This is a genomic window from Notoacmeibacter marinus (assembly GCF_002238045.1).
Lineage (GTDB): Bacteria > Pseudomonadota > Alphaproteobacteria > Rhizobiales > Rhizobiaceae > Notoacmeibacter > Notoacmeibacter marinus.
Map to the genome: position 1 here is coordinate 39513 of NZ_NBYO01000003.1, position 17869 is coordinate 57381.

The window sequence follows — 17869 nt, forward strand, 5'->3', positions numbered from 1 at the left end:
ATCGGCCCGCCTTCCAGCGGGCCGGTTTTCTTGGAGGGACCTCCGTGGACTGGCTTACCGACCATAAAATTCCGATCGGCGCATGGGCGCGCGATTTCATCGACTGGCTGACCGACAATTTCTCGCCGATTCTGGACACACTTGCAGAGGGCGCGGAAGGGTTGATCGAGGGATTGTTGTGGGTGCTCCAAACCCCGCATCCTTTGATCATCATCGGGGCTTTCGTTGCGCTGACCTGGTGGCTGCAACGGCGCTGGACGACCTGTCTCCTCATCTTTCTCGGCTTCCTCTTCATCTATAATCAGGGCTATTGGGAAACGATGACGGAGAGCCTGACGCTCGTCGTCTCCTCCTGCATCGTCTGCATGGTTATCGGCGTGCCCATTGGGATCGCTGCCGCTCATCGACCGAAACTCTACCGGGTCATCCAGCCGGTACTCGATTTGATGCAGACGCTGCCAACCTTCGTCTACCTCATTCCGGCGATTGTCTTTTTCGGAATCGGCATGGTGCCGGGACTGATCGCCACGGTGATCTTCGTCCTGCCGGCACCGATCCGCCTGACCTATCTAGGCGTGTCTTCCACGCCCAAGCCCCTGCTGGAAGCCGCCGACGCCTTTGGCGGCACGGCTAGCCAAAAGCTCTGGAAGGTCGAACTGCCATACGCGCTGCCGCAGATCATGGCCGGGCTGAATCAGACCATCATGCTGTCACTGTCCATGGTTGTGGTCGCCGCTTTGGTGGGCGCCAACGGGCTCGGCGTGCCGGTCGTCCGCGCTCTCAATCAGGTCAACACCGCATTGGGCTTCGAAAGCGGACTCGTGATCGTTGTCGTTGCGATCATCCTGGACCGAATGCTCCGTCTCAAACAGAACTAGGACATCATGGAAAAGACAGTCGTCTTCGACAATGTGAGCATCGTTTTCGGTGATCAGCCGGAGAAGGCCCTGCCTCTCATGGACAAGGGCATGAGCCGGGCCGATATCCGGCAGCAGACGGACCAGGTGCTCGGCGTGCACGATTGTTCGCTTTCCGTCGCCGAGGGCGAGATCCTGGTGCTGATGGGACTCTCCGGATCGGGCAAATCGACGCTCCTTCGGGCCGTCAACGGGCTCAATCCGGTGGTTCGGGGTTCGGTCCGGGTGACGACCGCTGGCGAAACGCTCGATCCCAACGATTGTACCAAGAAGGAACTGCTACGCCTGCGCCGCGAAGGCGTTGCGATGGTGTTTCAGCAATTCGGCCTTCTGCCATGGCGCAATGTGCTGGACAATGTCGCGCTTGGCCTGGAGTTCAGCGGGCTGAGCCGCAAGGAACGCGAAGAAAGAGCCCGTAACCAGCTCGAACTCGTCGGTCTTTCCGACTGGGCAGAGTATCAGGTGGCCGAATTGTCCGGCGGCATGCAGCAAAGGGTTGGCCTGGCACGCGCCTTTGCGACCGAGGCTCCGATCCTGTTGATGGACGAGCCGTTCTCCGCGCTCGACCCGCTCATCCGCAACCGGCTGCAGGACGAGCTACTCGAACTTCAGGACCGGCTCAAGCGAACCATTGTCTTCGTCAGCCACGATCTGGACGAAGCCTTCAAGCTCGGCAACAATATCGCCATCATGGAAGGCGGGCGGATCGTCCAGAGCGGCAATCACCAAGACATCATCGCCAATCCCGTCAATGAATATGTCGAGGATTTCGTGGCGCATATGAACCCATTGACGGTTTTGCGCGCATGTGACGTGATGTCGGGTACGGTCGACGGTTCGAACGATGCGTCCGTGCCGCGTGAAACGCCCGTCGGCGCCATCATCAACAGGCTGGCCGATGGCGCCGAACGAATACAGGTCGTCGACGAGAAGGGTCAGGCGGTCGGATCGATCGGGCAGGGAGAGATCGTGGCGGCCCTTCGTTCGAACATATCCGGGCATGCGCCATAGCAGGGAGCCGAGCGATGAACGGAAAGGCGGCGATTTCGACAAAGGCCAGTCGCACCTCCAATCTGCGCATAGGCTTTCTTCTGGCGGACGGGTTCACACTCTCCGCGCTGTCGCTTTTCATCGACGCGCTCCGCCTGGCTGGCGATGAGGGCGATCGCTCGCGCCAGGTCCGTTGCGAATGGCGTATCTTGTCATCCCGGCCCGATCCCATACGGTCCAGCGCAGGCCTGACGATCGAGCCGACGGCGTCGCTGATCGATCCGACATCCTTCGATTATATCGTCGTGGTGGGCGGGCTCCTTCACATCAAGGAGCAGATGAGCCGGGCAGGGCTCTCCTATCTTCAGGAATGTGCCGAAGCAGGCGTGCCTGTTGTCGGCGTCTGCACCGGCTCCTTCATTCTGGCCCGTGCCGGGCTGATGGCGGGTCGGCGCAGCTGCGTCAGCTGGTTTCACTGCGATGATTTCGCAGCCGAGTTTCCCGACCACGATGTCGACGCAGATCGCCTCTTCATCGACGATGGTGACCGGATAACCTGTGCCGGCGGCGGGGGAGTTGCCGACCTCGCCGCCCATCTGATCCGCCGCCATCTCGACGCTACAGCGGCGCAGAAGAGCATGCATATTCTCCAGCTCCAGTCGGCGCGCCTGGGCAGCGATGCGCAACCGCATTCCATGCCGGCGATCAGCGATGACAGCCGCGTGCGCCGCGCCATCCTTCTGATGGAACAAAGCGTATCGCGGCCGATGACGGTCGATGCCATCGCCCTGCGGCTCAAAATCTCGAGCCGGCAACTCGAGCGGCTCTTTCGCCGGGCAACGGGCGCAAGCCCAGCTTCCATCTACCGACAGATCCGCCTTCGCCACGCGCGGCAACTTCTTCTGCTCACGGAAAAGAGCGTGACGGATATCGCCGTGGAAACGGGGTTTTGCGATGCGGGGCATTTCGCGCGGCAGTTCCGTGCCTTTTTTGGTGAGGCGCCCCGCCGCGCCCGGGCCGCCCGCGACGATGCTGCGTCCGCCGCCTGACAAGCGTATATAGAACAGGAACAATTCCGACGCCGCCATCCGCCTCGCTTCGCCAGGGAGGCGAACGTATCTACCGACTTCTTCTTGGATTCAAAGGCTTGCTGCTCGATTTCCATGCAGATTGTTCAAATATCCGGCGATGTCGGTTTTGTCCTGAAATCCGTCGCTGCGAAGCAAGCGGCACTGTCGAATCGAAGGCATCATCAATCCTGTAAATTGCCGATCTTCTCCCTGATAGGAGGCTGCTATGGTGGCTTGGATGCCCGTGGTGGAAGCGAGGGGCCATACCGTCATTCCTGACATGGCAGTGCTCCTCGGCCTGCTATTATCTTATCAGGACCGGACTTCTCCAACGGCCATTGATCGCCGCAGTCGTTGCACGGGCAGTGCGGATCGAAGGCAATGCCACCACATCGCCGAAACAACCGGCTCCTGCGAGGTCCGCCATGGTTGACGTGATGTCCCACTTGGTCCGACGACGCAAAGACCACACGCTCGAGGCCCCATTCTACACAGATCCAGACATCTTCGATGTCGATATGGATGTTATCTTTGGACGGCACTGGCTGTTCGTCGGCGTAGAGCCGGATGTTGCCGAACCCGGCGACGTCATGGTGGTCGATGTCGGCAAGAATTCGGTTCTGATCCTACGCGACGACGACGAGGAAGTGCGCGCCTTCCACAATGTTTGCCGGCATCGCGGCGCAAGGCTGGTTCATGAGGAAAAGGGAACGGTCGGCAACATCATGTGCCGCTACCATTCCTGGGTCTACAACACCGAGGGCGAACTCATCCATGCCGAGCATATGGGTGAGGATTTCGACAAAAGCTGCCACGGTCTGAAGCCGGTTCATATCCGGTCACTGGAGGGCCTTCTCTTCATCTGTCTCGCCGACGATCCGCCGGACGATTTCGATGCGATGGCCGAGATCATGGGGCCCTATATCTCGCCGCACAATATTCGCGAAACCAAGGTTGCCTACCAGCACGATCTGATCGAGCCGGGCAACTGGAAGCTGACGATGGAGAACAATCGCGAGTGCTATCATTGCGGCGCCAATCACCCCGAGCTAACCGTGCCGCTCTTCGCTTACGGTTTCGGTTTCGCGCCCGAGGAACTGAGCGCGGAAGAGCGCGATCACGCCGACAAATACGCCGCGACGCTCACGGATAATCACAAGGAGTGGGAGGCGATGGGCCTGCCGTCGCGCGAGGTCGACCGCCTCGACGACATGGTAACGGCGTTCCGCGCCGAACGCCTGCCGCTGGCGGGCGCGGGCGAAAGCCATACGATCGACACCCGGCGCGCCTGCCGCAAACTGCTCGGAAACCTCACCAACGCCAAGGCCGGCGGGCTGCATTTCTGGACGCAGCCCAATTCATGGCACCATTTGCTCGGGGATCATGCCGTCGTCTTTTCGGTTCTGCCGCTCGACGCGGAGCATTCCCTGCTGCGAACGAAATGGCTGGTTCACAAGGATGCGGTCGAAGGGGTCGATTACGATCTGGACAATTTGATCGGCGTCTGGATGGCGACGAACCAGCAAGATTCCGATCTGGTCGGCTACTGCCAGCAAGGCGTTCGGAGCGATGGTTATATTCCGGGGCCGTACTCGCCCCATACAGAGATGCTCGTGGAGAAATTCAGCAACTGGTATGTCGAGCGGATGAAGTCGCATCTGTCCGAATCCCGCAGCGTAGCCTGACGACCGGGAAAGGCGAGACGATGGAAATGCCGAACGACCTTCCCTCCGCCAACCCGGTTCCGACCGGTTATTTCCGCTGGGAGCCGGATGAGGACGATGTCCTGATCTGCCGGGCCGTCAGGGAAGAGACGCACGACGTCAAAAGTTTCATTTTCGCTCCACGCTTCCAACGCCAGTTCGATTTCATTTCCGGCCAGTTCCTGACGCTGGAATTTGAGATTGAGGGCGAGATCATTCATCGTTGCTACACGATCTCGTCCCCGCCCAGCCGCCCCGACACGGTGACGATCACCGTCAAGCGCGTGCCGGGTGGGCCCGTGTCCAATTGGCTGCATGATTACTTCAGACCCGGCATGATGCTGAAGGCGACCGTGCCGATGGGCGATTTTTCGTGGGCGGGTATGCAGGCGCAGAAATATCTCTTTCTGTCGGGCGGATCCGGCATCACGCCGCTGATGTCGATGACCCGCAGCGCCTACGATCTGGCGCTTGTCGCCGATATCGCATTCGTTCACGCCGCGCGCAGCCCGGCGGACATCATCTTCCGCGACGAGCTGGAATTCATGAGTCGGCGCAACCGGTCTATCCAGCCGATCTTCACTGTCGAGAACGATGCGCCCGGTCATGGGTGGTCCGGCTATCGCGGACGGCTGACACGTTCGATGCTCGATGTCATCTGCCCGGATTTTCTCGAACGCGAAGTGTTCATCTGCGGGCCGCGCCCCTTCATGGTAGCAGCCAGGACGCTGCTGGAGAAGGCGGGTCTCGACATGGAGCGCTACCACCAGGAAAGCTTCGATTTCGGCGATTTCACCGACCAGGCGCAGGAAACCATCACCGAGGCGGCAGAAGATCTCGAGTCCGACGTCAAGCGCCACCGTGTCACGTTCACCAAAACCGATCGCGTCGTCTATTGCCCGGAAGACATTACCGTTCTGGAAGCGGCGCGCCGCGCCGGAATGCGCCTGCCATTCTCCTGTGCCAAGGGGCTGTGCGGTACCTGCAAGTCGAAGATCGCATCCGGCACGGTCGAAATGGCGCATAGTGGTGGCATAAGGCAGCGCGAGATCGACAAGGGCATGGCGCTACTCTGCTGCTCCAGACCCACCAGCGACCTTGTCGTGGAACGGTAGGGCAGCGCGATGATCGCCCATGCCGAAGCGCTGCTGAAACCGCTCACGATCAAAGGCCTGACCATCCGCAACCGCGTGATGTCGACATCGCATGCGCCGGGTTACGGCGTCGATGGCAAACCGAAGGAGCGCTACCAGCTCTACCACGCCGAAAAGGCCAAAGGCGGGATCGGCCTGACCATGTTCGGCGGCTCGTCGTCGGTCGCGCTGGACAGCCCCGCCACGCCCTGGGCGCAGATTTCGGTCGCCGACGATAGCGTCATTCCGTATTTTCAGAGCTTCGCCGAGCGCGTGCACGGCCATGGGGCAAAGCTGATGATCCAGCTCACCCATATGGGTCGGCGGACGCGCTGGGACACCGATAATTGGCTGCCGGTCAAATCGGCCTCGCCCTATCGCGAGCCAGCCTCTCGATCGATCCCCAAGGAACTGGAGCACGAGGAGATCGCCCGCATCGTCCGCGATTTTGCCGATGCGGCCCGGCGCTGCAAGGAAGGCGGCCTCGATGGCTGCGAAATATCGGCGGCGCACGGCCATCTGGTCGATCAGTTCTGGTCGCCCTCCGTCAATCACCGTACGGACCAGTATGGCGGTTCGCTGCAAAACCGGATGCGTTTCGGAATCGAGGTGCTGAGCGCCATGCGCGAAGCCGTCGGCGACGATTACGTGATCGGTATCCGCATGTCGGGCGACGAGATGCTGAAGGGGGGCCTGACCCATGAGGACTGCGTCGAGATCGCCGCGGAATACGCCCAGCGCGGGCTGGTCGACTTTCTGAACATTATCGGCGGGCAGGCGCGCGACGACATCGCCCATGCCGTGTCGATCCCGAATATGGCATTCCCCGTAGCGCCGTTCCTGTCGCTGCCGTCCGCCATCAAACGAGAGGTCGACATTCCGATCTTTCACGCCCAGCGCATCACCGATCTGGCGACTGCGGCGCGGGCCGTGCATGACGGCCATGTCGACATGGTCGCAATGACCCGCGCGCACATCGCCGACCCGCATCTTGTCAACAAGCTCGCCGATGGCCGCACCGACGACATTCGCCAATGCGTCGGCGCCGGTTACTGCATCGACCGCATCTATGTCGGCGGCGATGCGCTGTGCATCCAGAACGCGGCGACGGGCCGCGAGGCGACCATGCCGCATGTGATCGCCCGGGCGAACAGTGCGAAGAAGGCCGTGGTCGTTGGCGGCGGTGTCGCCGGGCTGGAGGCCGCGCGGGTGCTCGCCCATCGCGGCCACGATGTCACATTGTTCGAGAAGGAGGACAGGCTCGGCGGGCAGGTCAACATTGCTGCCAGGTCGACTTGGCGCGAGGCGCTGTCCGGCATTCCGCGGTGGCTCGTCGGGCAGGTCGAAAAGCTCTCCGTCGACATTCGGGTCGGGGTGGTCGCCGATGAAGCGGCGATAAAGGCGCTCGATCCCGACATCGTGATCGTGGCGACCGGCGGCACCCCCAATCCCGGACACGCGTCCGGCTCCGACCACGCGGTCACCACCTGGGACATTCTGACAGGCGCGGCCGAGCCGTCCGGAACCGTCCTCCTTTACGATGAGATGGGCCAGCACAATGCCGCTTCCGTGGCCGAGCTTCTGGCCAAGCGCGGCTGCCTCGTCGAGATGGCGACGCATGATCTCATGATCGCCCAGGAGATCGGCACCACCAATCTGCCGGTGCATCTGCGCGAACTCTATAAGCTCGGCGTCGTGATGACGCCGAATATGGAGCTGATCGAAATCTATCCGGAAGGCAACCGGCTGATCGCCGCTCTGCGCAACACCATGACCGATGCTGAAGAGGAACGCGTCGTCGACCATGTGGTGGTCGAATACGGCACATTGCCGCAGGACGATCTCCACTTCGCACTGAAAGATGGCGCTTCGAACAGGGGGCTGACCGATCATCGGGCGCTGGTCGCGGGCGAACCGCAGCCCGAAGGCGGCGAAGGCTACGCGCTCTATCGCATCGGCGACGCGGTTGCTGGGCGCAATATTCATGCCGCTATCTACGACGCGCTACGCCTCTGCAAGGATCTCTGAGCGCCATGGGCGCGGCGGCCTATCTTTCCTGGCTGGTCGTCGCGATGATCGGTATCGCCATCTTCCAGATCGCTCGCCGTGTCCTGCTCTGGCGCCGGGGGAGGCCGGCGGAGGTCGCCTGGCTGGCCGGGCTAGCGGCCCTACCCAGACGCTATCTGGTTGATGTCCATCATGTCGTCAACCGCGACAGGGGCGCGTCGCGGATGCATGTGCCCGTCGCGGGCGGGCTTGTCGCCGCCTGCGTCCTGTCGCTTGCCGGCCTCATCCCGGCCCTCACGGGCTCGCGACCGTTGTGGGGGCTGGTTTTCGCCGGCTTCTCCGCAATGCTGATCGGCGCCGGGCTGGTCACCGCGCGCCGCTATCCCCACAAATTGCCGCGCCTGTCTGCTGGACGGTATCAGCGCCTGCCGGTCCTGCTTCTGGCGTTTGCGGCGGGCGGCGCTTTCACTGCCGGTCTCACATCAATTGGCGATCCGCTGCCGCCGCTTTCGATCCTGACGCTGTTCGTCGCCGCGCTGGGCGGAATCGGCCTTGCGCTGGAGGTGGCGCGGGGGCCGATGCGGCATGCCTTGGCCGGAGCGTTTCATCTGGTCGCGCATCCGCGTCCGGACCGCTTCGGCGATGGTCGGGATACCGCGCTTCGAACCATCGACCTCGATGCCCCGAAGCTCGGCGTGGAGACGCCGGTCGACTTCCCCTGGAACCGGCTGCTCGGTTTCGATGCCTGCGTGCAATGCGGCCGCTGCGAAGCGGCATGCCCAGCCTTCGCTGTAGGCCAACCGCTCAGCCCCAAACATCTGATCGCCGACCTGGCGCGCGCGCAAAGCGGTGGTGATGCGCCGGCCTATGGCGGCGCGCCCTATCCGAACGCCCGATCTGTGGGAGGAACTGGCGGTCCGGACCGACCGATCATCGGTGAGAATGCCGTCATCCATCCCGATACGCTCTGGTCGTGCACGACGTGCCGGGCCTGCGTTGAGGAATGCCCGATGATGATCGAGCATGTCGACGCCATCATCGATCTGCGGCGGTTCCAGACGCTGGAACTGGGCGCCGTGCCGGCCAAGGCGGTCGATCCGCTCGATAATCTGCGCGGCTGCGACGAGCAGAACGGCCAGCCGCTCGCCGCCCGTGCCGATTTCGCTGCCGGTATGGGCGTGCCGGTCATTCGGGATATCGGAGAAGCCGACATCCTGCTTTGGCTGGGGCAGGGCGCCTACGATCTGCGCTATCAGCGAACGCTCCGCGCCCTTATCCGCCTGTTGCAGATGGCCGATGTCGATTTCGCCATACTCGGCGACGAGGAGCGCGATTGCGGCGATCTGGCGCGTCGGCTGGGCGATGAGGCGACCTTCCAGCGGCTGGCGCTGGACAATATCGCGGTGCTGTCAGGCTATCGTTTCAAGCGCATCCTGACAGCCGATCCGCACGCGCTTCATGTGCTGCGGAATGAATATCAGGGCCATGGCGGCCATTACGAGGTGATCCATCACGCCGCGCTGATCGCCGAATTGTTGGAGAGCGGGCAGCTGTCGGTCGGCGCGCGGCAAGACCTTTCCGTTACCTATCACGATCCCTGCTATCTCGGTCGCTACAATGGCGAATTCGATGCGCCCCGCGCTGTGCTCGACTGGATCGGTGTCGAGCGGCGGGAGATGACGCGCAGCGGTCGGCGGGCCATGTGCTGCGGCGGCGGAGGTGGCGCACCGGTCACGGATATTCCCGGCGATACCCGCATTCCCGATCTGCGCATGGCGCAGGCGAAGGATACAGACGCGAGTATTGTCGCCGTTGCCTGCCCCGGCTGCACCGCCATGTTGGAGGGCGTGGTCGGCGAGGTGCCGGAGGTGCGTGACGTCGCAGAGCTGGTGCTTCAGGCCGTGGAGGCAGGCCGGGTTGCCGCGCAGCCGGCCGCTGGCAGCCCGCCGCAAAGGGTGACGGCGTGAGCCGCCCGCGCCGCGATCCCCGCGCCCAGCGGGCAAGCCGGTCGGTCGCTTCCGCCACCGCGCGGCCTCGTTTCGACCTTGCAGCGACTCTTTCGAAGCGCGGGCGAACCCGCCGCGATCCGCGCGCTTCATTTGCGGCATCGCGAATAGGCGGTCATGCGCGCTTGCGAATCGATCGGGCATCGCATTCCGTCGGCCTCGTCGGCGGTCCGGGGCGAGAGGAAGCCGTAGCATTCGAGGCAAATGTCCGCATCGTCGACGAACCGGCCTTTACCGTCCTGGCTGTTCTGGGTGCGTCGAATGGCAGGCTGTCGCGTTTCGACCGCCAGATTCTCGGCGCCGGGCGTCTCCTCGCGGATGCGGGCGAAGGCGGAGGAGCGGTGATCGCGGTTCTGCCGCAAGCTGCGGATGGTCTGGGCGAAGCGGGCGCAGACCGAGCGATCATTCGTGGCGGCGGGGATTTCGCCGATGTCGCCGGCAGGGCCGAGGCGTTCCTCGCGCTGGACCGGACCCTCACGCCGCGCCACTGGCTCTTCGCCGAGAACGGACCGGAGGCCGACCTTGCCCGCCGCATGGCGATACGGTTGAAGGAACCGATCCTGACGGATGTGGAGCATCTGACGGCGCGGCAGGCAGTTCGCGCCAGCCATGGCGGGTTGCGCGAAGAGGCAGGCCCGCCGCCGCGTCTCATGACCATCCAGGAGGATCGCGTCGCGTCCTATGCCGACCGGCCCTGCGAGGCGCGGCTGCTCGATGCGCAGACCGTTTCGGCCGACGCGACGGACAGCGCCATCGTCGAAAGCGAAATCGTTCCGGGCGATCCATCCTCCATGGCGCTGGCGGAAGCCGATTTCGTCGTCTCCGCCGGCAACGGGGTGAGCGATTTCGATGCGTTTCACCGGCTCGCCGCGGCGCTGAAGGCGACGCCGGGCGCCAGCCGTGTCGTCTGCGATGCCGGTCTCATGCCGCGCGAAGCGCAGGTCGGGGCGTCCGGCACCGTGCTTTCGGCCGACTGCTACTTCGCCCTCGGCATTGCCGGCGCACCACAGCATCTTCAGGGGATCGCCGGCTGCGAGCATGTCATTGCCGTCAATACCGATCTCCATGCGGCCATGGTCGAACGGGCCGGGCTCGCCATCGTTCAGGATGCGCAAAAGGTGATGCCCGCGCTTCTGCACCTGCTTCGCGAGGGCGAAACATGAGGGTCGTCGTCCTTCTGTCGGCAGGGCGCCATCCCGTCAGCGGACGCGCCATCCTACCGCCTCTGGAAGCGCAGGCGATCGCCATGGCGCTTGCGCTCGATCCGCATTGCTACGGTCTGCACGCCGGTTGCACGCCGGATGGCGTGGCGGATGCGCCCGGATACGGTCTGCCCTCGCTCGATCTCCTCACCATCGACGCCGATGTCGATCCCGTGCCGGCCCTTGCCGCCGATCTTTCTAAACGAAAGCCGGATCTTATTGTCGCAGGTCGGCGCGGGCAGGGGGGTAACGATACCGGCCTCTTGCCCTACGCGCTCGCCGAAGCGCTCCACCTTCCATTGTTGAACGATATCGTATCCGCAGCACAAGAAGACTCCGATGGAATGGGGCGGTTCGAACAGGCGCTTCCGAAAGGCGCTAAACGTCGGGTGACCATGCTCCTGCCGGCCATTGTGACCGTCCATCCGCTTGCCCCTGCTGCTGCGCCCTTCGCCTATGCCAAGGCGAGGCGCGGCACGATCGAGTTTCGGGAAGGGCCGTCGGGCGAAGCCGCACCTGGTCTCTTCGAAACCCGGTCGCGCCGCGCCCGGCCGAAATTGATGCGCCAGGCCGATGCCGAATCGGACGGCGGTGGCGCCGCAATCATCGATCCCGATCCGGACGATGCCGCGCGAATGATCGTCGACTATCTGGAACGTCTGGGCGTACGCCGTCTGAGAAACGAAGCTAGCCGTACCACCGACCATCGCGACTAAGTTCCGACAGCCGATCGGTCGCATCGAACCCGAAGACCATCCCTTGCCGCCTCTTCATCCGTGCCTTTAATGAACGGTGACATTGCCATGTCGCGAAAATCACGGCATGGAACGGGACCCAGTTCGCGGGTGCGAGAAGGAGGATTTGGTGAAGAAGATATATGGTTCGGCCAAGGACGCCCTGGACGGCGTGCTCGAAGATGGCATGCTGATCGCCGCGGGCGGTTTCGGGCTCTGTGGTATTCCGGAATTGCTGATCGAAGCGATCCGTGAAAGCGGCGTGAAGGACCTGACTTTCGCCTCCAACAATGCCGGTGTGGACGATTTCGGCATTGGCCGGCTGCTTCACACCAAGCAGGTCAAGAAGATGATGTCCTCCTATGTCGGCGAGAACGCAGAATTCATGCGGCAATATCTCGAAGGCGAGCTTGAGGTCGAATTCAACCCGCAGGGCACTCTGGCGGAGCGGATGCGCGCCGGCGGTGCCGGTATCCCGGGCTTCTACACCAAGACGGGCGTCGGAACGATGATCGCCGAAGCCAAGGATCACAAGGATTTCGACGGCGAAACTTACATCATGGAGCGCGGCATCTTTGCCGATCTCGCCATCGTAAAGGCATGGAAGGCCGACGAGACCGGCAATCTGATCTTCCGCAAGACGGCGCGGAATTTCAACGTTCCTGCCGCAATGTGCGGCAGGGTCTGCGCGGCGGAAGTGGAAGAGATCGTGCCGACCGGCTCGCTCGATCCCGACTGCATCCATCTGCCTGGCATCTATGTGCACCGGCTTATTCAAGGCGATCACGAGAAGCGGATCGAACAGCGGACCGTCCGCCAGCGCAAGGAGGCCTGAACCATGGCATGGGATCGCAATCAGATGGCTGCGCGGGCGGCCAAGGAACTCGAAGACGGCATGTATGTGAATCTCGGCATCGGAATTCCGACGCTTGTCGCCAACTACATTCCGGACGGCATGGACGTGACCCTGCAAAGCGAGAACGGCATGCTCGGCATGGGACCCTTCCCCTATGAGGGCGAGGAAGATCCGGACCTGATCAATGCCGGCAAGCAGACCATCACCGAACTGCCGCACAGCGTCTATTTCGACAGCGCCACGAGCTTCGGGATGATCCGTGGCGGCAAGATCGCCATGGCCATTCTGGGAGCGATGGAGGTCGCGGAGAATGGCGACCTGGCGAACTGGATGATCCCGGGCAAGCTCGTCAAGGGCATGGGCGGGGCGATGGATCTCGTGGCCGGCGTCGGCCGTGTGGTCGTCGTCATGGACCATCAGAACAAGAAGGGTGAATCCAAGGTTCTGGAAAAGTGCACCCTGCCATTGACCGGAGCCGGCGTCGTCGACCGCATCATTACCAATCTCGGTGTGCTCGATGTCGTCGATGGCGGCCTGAAGATCGTCGAACTCGCCGATGGCGTCAGCACCGATGAATTGCGGGCGGCAACCAAGGCGACGATCGTCGGCTGACGATCGAACCGATGTTCCCGTCTTCGAAAACGCGAGAACAGCCGCGCGCAAGTGCGGCTGTTTCTTTCAGGGCCGATGCGATCTGGATCGCATGCCTTATGGCGTACTTCGCCGCGCTGCTCGGGGCGCGCGTTCTGTTTGGCGGGGAGTCTCTGAACTGGGACGATGCGGAACTGCCGGTCGCAGCCGATCTCTACCGGCCGGGCTACGGCCCCCAATTGCCGCTCTATCACTGGTATCAGAACGCGCTGTTCGGGCTGTTCGGCATCTCCGTTTTCACGATCGCGCTCGGACGCGATTTGATCCGCCTGTTCACCGCTATCGCAATGTATGTTTTCGCGCGGCAGGTCGTGCGTCCAACAGCAGCGTTCGCCGTGACGCTCGGTCTCGAACTCAACATTCATTTCGCCTGGTACGCCCAGCGGGCCTTCTCGCACAACAATTCGGCTATTCTGTTCGGCCTTCTGGCGGTGTTCGTCTTCTGGATGGCGCTCGACAGGCCACGGTCCTGGGGACGCTGGCTGCTGTTCGGACTGGTTTGCGGGCTCGGACTTCTGTCGAAGTACAATTTTCTTTTCGTGCCTGTTGCGCTGCTACTGACGGCGTTGAGCGCCCCCCAGTTCCGGCGCGCCTTGTCGGGAACTCGCATGGGCGCCGCGTTTGCACTGGCCGGAGCGATCGCAGCCTTTCCCTATCAATGGATCGTCAACAATCTTGCACTCGCGACCGGCGCGTCCGGCTCCCTCGATGTCGCCGATGGCGGGTTCTTCTCCACTCGGATCAGCGGCCTGTTCGAGCTGGTGCAGGCACTTGCCTCCAATGCAGCGCTGCCTTTTGCTCTGGCGCTCCTGCTACTCTGGTTCGCGCCGGCCCTTCGCCCGGTCGCTCCGCCGCTGAGGGCGACTGAACATTCCGGCGTGGCTGCGGCGCAGCTCGGCCGCTTTTTGCTTCGCTATCTGGTCTGTTTTACCGCGCTTCTCGTCATCGGCATTCTGGTTGCCGGAATCGGCAATGTCCGAGATCGCTGGCTCTTGCCTGCCTTCAGCCTCGCCGGTCCGGCGGCTGTGCTTCTTATCTGGCACCGCATCAACCGGTTGGGTCAAACCGTCCTTGTGAGTTTCAGCGTCCTTATCGCGCTTGCCGTTCTGATCGGACATCCTCTGGAGAGCCGATACTGGCAAGACCGCGGCAACGCACCCTTCGGTCCGGTCATCGAAACCATGGAAGCCATGGGCGCGACGTCAGGCACCTATGTCGTGGCGCCCTTTCAATGGGATGCCGGCAATCTGAAACACCGCCGTACGGATTGGATCGTGGACGATTACCGGCTGTTGCGTTTTGCCCAACACGATGACCGGCCCTTCCTGCTGGTGCTCGACAATAATCCGGCGAATGTCACTCAATGGTTGAAACAATTCGGTTCCGATTATAGAGCCTGCCCGGATCGACCGGAAAAACGGATCGACACCAAAGAGAGCGATCCCGGCGAGCGACAGCTCGAACTCTACATCCGCTGGATGTGCCCGACCGGATCGCCAAAATCGGACGAGTAAGCATCGTGACCGTCTTCTCCATCGTCATTCCCATGAAAAACGAATCCGGCAATGTGCGCCGGCTCGTCAACGAGATAGACCAGGCCTGCACTGTCCTGCCGGATTATGAGGTGATCATCGTCGACGACGGTTCCAACGACGAGACCGGAGAGATCGCGCGATCCCTGAAGGCCGGTGGAAACCCAGTTCGCGTGCTGCGACATGCCAGGAGCGGCGGCCAGAGCGCGGCCGTTCATAGCGGCGTCCAGGTGGCCCGGGGCCAGTTCATCGCCACGCTCGACGGCGACGGTCAGAACCCGCCATCGGAAATTCCGAAGCTGGTCGCCCCGCTCCTCGACCCCAATCGCAACTCACGGCTTGCGCTGGTCGCCGGTCAACGCATCGGTCGGCAGGACACCTGGTCGAAGAAATTCGGCTCCCGTTTCGCCAACGGTCTGAGAAGTCGCGTTTTGAAGGATGGGACACGCGATACCGGATGCGGGCTGAAGGCGTTTCGCCGCGATGCCTTTCTGGCGCTGCCGTTCTTCAATCACATGCACCGTTATCTGCCGGCACTTTTCACCCGCGATGGCTGGACTGTCGGCCATGTCGACGTCACGCACCGCTCGCGCGGGGAAGGTCGCTCGAACTATTCGAACTTCCAGCGTGCCCTTGTCGGCATTCCCGACCTGCTGGCGGTCGCATGGCTGATCAAACGGCGAAAGACGGTAAACACCGCCGCCGAAACACTGACCGCATCGCCGGAGCGAAAAACCCGACCGGGGCCGATATCGTGAACGGCGACGATATTCTCCGCTTTTTGAACGTCACCAATTGGGGCGAGTTCTGGTGGGTGATCGTGGGCCTGACGGGGCAATTGATGTTCACCGGCCGGTTTCTGGTGCAGTGGTTGGCTTCCGAGCGCGTCCATAAATCCGTCGTGCCGGTGGCGTTCTGGTGGTTTTCCATCGGGGGCGGCGTCATGCTGCTGCTCTATTCGATCTGGCGGAAAGACCCTGTCTTCATTCTCGGCCAATCGCTTGGCGTCTTCATCTATTCGCGCAATCTCTGGCTGATCCGGCAGGAAAAGCGCGGCATGCGCTGACGCGCCCTTGCATTGTCTGGCGGCAAACCCCAAAACCCGGTTTCATCGCACTGAAACGGGAGATTTCCCATGCCGACCTATCGTTCTCGTACCACCACGCATGGCCGCAACATGGCCGGAGCACGCGGGCTGTGGCGCGCAACGGGGGTCAAGGACGGCGATTTCGGCAAGCCGATCATTGCGGTCGTCAACTCGTTTACGCAGTTCGTTCCAGGCCACGTCCATCTCAAGGATCTCGGTCAGATGGTCGCGCGCGAAATCGAAAGCGCCGGCGGTATCGCCAAGGAATTCAACACCATCGCGGTCGATGACGGTATCGCGATGGGCCATGACGGCATGCTCTACAGCCTGCCGAGCCGCGAGATCATCGCCGATAGCGTCGAATATATGGTCAACGCCCATTGCGCCGACGCCATGGTCTGCATTTCCAACTGCGACAAGATCACGCCCGGCATGCTGATGGCCGCGCTGCGGCTCAACATTCCAGTCGTCTTCGTGTCCGGCGGGCCGATGGAAGCGGGCAAGGTTGTGTGGAATGGAGAGACCCGCAAGCTCGACCTCGTCGACGCCATGGTCGTTGCGGCAGACGACAGCGTCTCCGACGAGGAGGTCGCGGCGATCGAACGCAGCGCGTGTCCGACCTGCGGGTCGTGCTCGGGCATGTTCACCGCCAACTCCATGAATTGCCTAACCGAGGCGCTCGGCCTTGCGCTGCCGGGCAATGGCTCGACGCTGGCCACACACGCGGATCGCAAGCGCCTCTTCATCGAAGCCGGGCATCTGATCGTCGATCTGGCACGGCGCTATTACGAACAGGATGACGACAGCGTTCTGCCGCGCTCCATCGCCAATTTCGACGCCTTCTCCAACGCCATGACGCTCGATATCGCGATGGGCGGATCGACCAATACGGTCCTTCATCTGCTGGCCGCCGCCTATGAGGGCAAGATCGATTTCACGATGTCGGATATCGACAAGCTGTCGCGCAATGTGCCGGTGCTCTGTAAGGTCGCGCCATCCATCCAGACCGTTCACATGGAAGATGTGCACCGCGCCGGTGGCATCATGGGTATTCTCGGCCAGCTCGATAAGGCCGGGTTGATCCGCACGGAATGCGCGACGGTCCATTCCGAGACGATGAGCGAAGCATTGGACAAGTGGGACGTTACGCGGACCGAGGCCGAGAACGTCCACGATTTTTACCGTGCCGCGCCAGGCGGCGTGCGAACGCAGACCGCTTTCAGCCAGGACCAGCGCTGGGAGAGCGTCGATACCGACCGCGAGCATGGCGTCATACGCTCCAAAGAGCATGCGTTCAGTCAGGATGGCGGGCTCGCCGTTCTGTTCGGCAATATCGCCGAGCATGGCTGCATCGTGAAGACCGCCGGTGTCGACGAGAGCATTCTGAAGTTCACCGGACGCGCCCGTGTCTTCGAAAGCCAGGACAGCGCTGTCAGCGCCATTCTGACGAACAAGATTGACGAGGGCGATGTTGTCGTGATCCGTTACGAGGGACCGCGCGGCGGGCCGGGCATGCAGGAAATGCTCTACCCAACGAGCTATCTGAAATCGAAGGGCCTCGGTAAAGCCTGCGCGCTCGTCACCGATGGGCGCTTCTCCGGTGGCACGTCGGGCCTTTCAATCGGCCATTGCTCGCCGGAAGCGGCGGAAGGCGGGGCGATCGGGTTGGTAAAGGAAGGCGATACGATCGAGATCGACATTCCGAACCGGACGATCCATCTGGCCATCGACGATGCCGAAATGGCAGCGCGCCGCAAGGAACAGAATGAGAAGGGCTGGAAGCCGGTCGAGAAGCGCACCCGCAAGATCACGATGGCGCTGAAGGCCTATGCGGCTTTGACGACAAGCGCCTCAAAGGGCGCTGTGCGTGTGGTGCCCGACTGAGACCGCACAGAGAAACATGCGGAGTTGGCGAGGCCGGTCATCGTGACCGGCCTTTTCATTTTTTGGTGCTGCCGCATCTTTAGCCTCGACAAATTGC

At 62.4% G+C, this 17869-nt stretch carries 16 protein-coding genes; 15 read left to right on the forward strand and 1 reads right to left on the reverse strand.

From position 1 onward, the window contains the following. The first annotated feature begins 44 nt into the window (after positions 1-44). The 3 genes from choW to B7H23_RS12515 are packed head-to-tail and all read left to right on the forward strand — an operon-like array spanning position 45 to position 2956. Positions 45-878: a choline ABC transporter permease subunit gene (gene choW, locus B7H23_RS12505; RefSeq protein ID WP_094077816.1), complete on the forward strand. Its 834-nt coding sequence runs from the start codon at positions 45-47 to the stop codon at positions 876-878. Between the two features lie 6 nt (positions 879-884). Continuing rightward, positions 885-1928, forward strand: a complete 1044-nt coding sequence (choV, locus tag B7H23_RS12510; RefSeq protein ID WP_094077817.1) for a choline ABC transporter ATP-binding protein — start codon at positions 885-887, stop codon at positions 1926-1928. A gap of 14 nt (positions 1929-1942) precedes the next feature. Then, positions 1943-2956, forward strand: coding sequence for a GlxA family transcriptional regulator (locus tag B7H23_RS12515; RefSeq protein WP_094077818.1), 1014 nt, complete (start codon positions 1943-1945; stop codon positions 2954-2956). A 90-nt stretch (positions 2957-3046) separates the two neighbouring features. Here the strand turns inward: B7H23_RS12515 and B7H23_RS15945 are convergent, their stop codons facing one another. Next, positions 3047-3259, reverse strand: a complete 213-nt coding sequence (locus B7H23_RS15945; RefSeq protein WP_143534771.1) for a hypothetical protein — start codon at positions 3257-3259, stop codon at positions 3047-3049. 143 nt (positions 3260-3402) lie between these two features. Here B7H23_RS15945 and B7H23_RS12520 point away from each other — a divergent pair, with 143 nt between their 5' ends. The 12 genes from B7H23_RS12520 to ilvD all read left to right on the forward strand — a co-directional run bounded on the left by B7H23_RS12520 (position 3403) and on the right by ilvD (position 17772). Then, positions 3403-4662 carry an aromatic ring-hydroxylating oxygenase subunit alpha gene (locus B7H23_RS12520; protein ID WP_094077819.1) on the forward strand — a complete coding sequence of 420 codons (1260 nt, stop codon included), beginning with the start codon at positions 3403-3405 and terminating at the stop codon, positions 4660-4662. A 20-nt stretch (positions 4663-4682) separates the two neighbouring features. Beyond that, positions 4683-5795: an FAD-binding oxidoreductase gene (locus tag B7H23_RS12525; RefSeq protein WP_206608908.1), complete on the forward strand. Its 1113-nt coding sequence runs from the start codon at positions 4683-4685 to the stop codon at positions 5793-5795. 9 nt (positions 5796-5804) lie between these two features. Beyond that, positions 5805-7841 carry an NADH:flavin oxidoreductase gene (locus tag B7H23_RS12530; protein ID WP_094077820.1) on the forward strand — a complete coding sequence of 679 codons (2037 nt, stop codon included), beginning with the start codon at positions 5805-5807 and terminating at the stop codon, positions 7839-7841. A 5-nt stretch (positions 7842-7846) separates the two neighbouring features. Next, positions 7847-9787, forward strand: coding sequence for a DUF3483 domain-containing protein (locus tag B7H23_RS12535; RefSeq protein ID WP_094077821.1), 1941 nt, complete (start codon positions 7847-7849; stop codon positions 9785-9787). Then, on the forward strand, positions 9784-10989 hold the full coding sequence (locus tag B7H23_RS12540; RefSeq protein ID WP_094077822.1) for an electron transfer flavoprotein subunit alpha/FixB family protein: 1206 nt from the start codon (positions 9784-9786) through the stop codon (positions 10987-10989). The genes B7H23_RS12535 and B7H23_RS12540 overlap by 4 nt, the downstream gene beginning before the upstream one ends. Continuing rightward, the gene (locus tag B7H23_RS12545) at positions 10986-11744 is read left to right on the forward strand and encodes an adenine nucleotide alpha hydrolase family protein (RefSeq protein ID WP_094077823.1); all 759 of its coding nucleotides are present in this window, start codon (positions 10986-10988) and stop codon (positions 11742-11744) included. The genes B7H23_RS12540 and B7H23_RS12545 overlap by 4 nt, the downstream gene beginning before the upstream one ends. A gap of 148 nt (positions 11745-11892) precedes the next feature. Continuing rightward, a complete protein-coding gene (locus tag B7H23_RS12550) occupies positions 11893-12597 on the forward strand; it encodes a CoA transferase subunit A (RefSeq protein ID WP_094078368.1) in 705 nt (234 codons plus the stop codon). A 3-nt stretch (positions 12598-12600) separates the two neighbouring features. Then, a complete protein-coding gene (locus B7H23_RS12555) occupies positions 12601-13230 on the forward strand; it encodes a 3-oxoacid CoA-transferase subunit B (RefSeq protein ID WP_094077824.1) in 630 nt (209 codons plus the stop codon). 98 nt (positions 13231-13328) lie between these two features. Beyond that, positions 13329-14783: an ArnT family glycosyltransferase gene (locus tag B7H23_RS12560; protein ID WP_158215835.1), complete on the forward strand. Its 1455-nt coding sequence runs from the start codon at positions 13329-13331 to the stop codon at positions 14781-14783. 5 nt (positions 14784-14788) lie between these two features. Next, positions 14789-15559: a glycosyltransferase family 2 protein gene (locus B7H23_RS12565; RefSeq protein ID WP_276294714.1), complete on the forward strand. Its 771-nt coding sequence runs from the start codon at positions 14789-14791 to the stop codon at positions 15557-15559. Then, complete coding sequence (locus tag B7H23_RS12570) at positions 15556-15867, forward strand: lipid-A-disaccharide synthase N-terminal domain-containing protein (protein WP_240535100.1); 312 nt, start codon at positions 15556-15558, stop codon at positions 15865-15867. Before B7H23_RS12565 ends, B7H23_RS12570 begins: the two co-directional genes overlap by 4 nt. 69 nt (positions 15868-15936) lie before the next feature. Next, a complete protein-coding gene (gene ilvD, locus B7H23_RS12575; protein ID WP_094077826.1) occupies positions 15937-17772 on the forward strand; it encodes a dihydroxy-acid dehydratase in 1836 nt (611 codons plus the stop codon). The last annotated feature ends 97 nt before the right edge of the window (positions 17773-17869 follow it).

What these genes read in the sequence shown, in the direction of transcription:
- choV (WP_094077817.1), top strand. Translation starts at nt 885, where the DNA reads ATGGAAAAGACAGTCGTCTTCGACAATGTGAGCATCGTTTTCGGTGAT.
- B7H23_RS12515 (WP_094077818.1), top strand. Translation starts at nt 1,943, where the DNA reads ATGAACGGAAAGGCGGCGATTTCGACAAAGGCCAGTCGCACCTCCAAT.
- B7H23_RS15945 (WP_143534771.1), bottom strand. Translation starts at nt 3,259, where the DNA reads ATGTCAGGAATGACGGTATGGCCCCTCGCTTCCACCACGGGCATCCAA.
- B7H23_RS12520 (WP_094077819.1), top strand. Translation starts at nt 3,403, where the DNA reads ATGGTTGACGTGATGTCCCACTTGGTCCGACGACGCAAAGACCACACG.
- B7H23_RS12525 (WP_206608908.1), top strand. Translation starts at nt 4,683, where the DNA reads ATGGAAATGCCGAACGACCTTCCCTCCGCCAACCCGGTTCCGACCGGT.
- B7H23_RS12530 (WP_094077820.1), top strand. Translation starts at nt 5,805, where the DNA reads ATGATCGCCCATGCCGAAGCGCTGCTGAAACCGCTCACGATCAAAGGC.
- B7H23_RS12535 (WP_094077821.1), top strand. Translation starts at nt 7,847, where the DNA reads ATGGGCGCGGCGGCCTATCTTTCCTGGCTGGTCGTCGCGATGATCGGT.
- B7H23_RS12545 (WP_094077823.1), top strand. Translation starts at nt 10,986, where the DNA reads ATGAGGGTCGTCGTCCTTCTGTCGGCAGGGCGCCATCCCGTCAGCGGA.
- B7H23_RS12555 (WP_094077824.1), top strand. Translation starts at nt 12,601, where the DNA reads ATGGCATGGGATCGCAATCAGATGGCTGCGCGGGCGGCCAAGGAACTC.
- B7H23_RS12560 (WP_158215835.1), top strand. Translation starts at nt 13,329, where the DNA reads ATGGCGTACTTCGCCGCGCTGCTCGGGGCGCGCGTTCTGTTTGGCGGG.
- ilvD (WP_094077826.1), top strand. Translation starts at nt 15,937, where the DNA reads ATGCCGACCTATCGTTCTCGTACCACCACGCATGGCCGCAACATGGCC.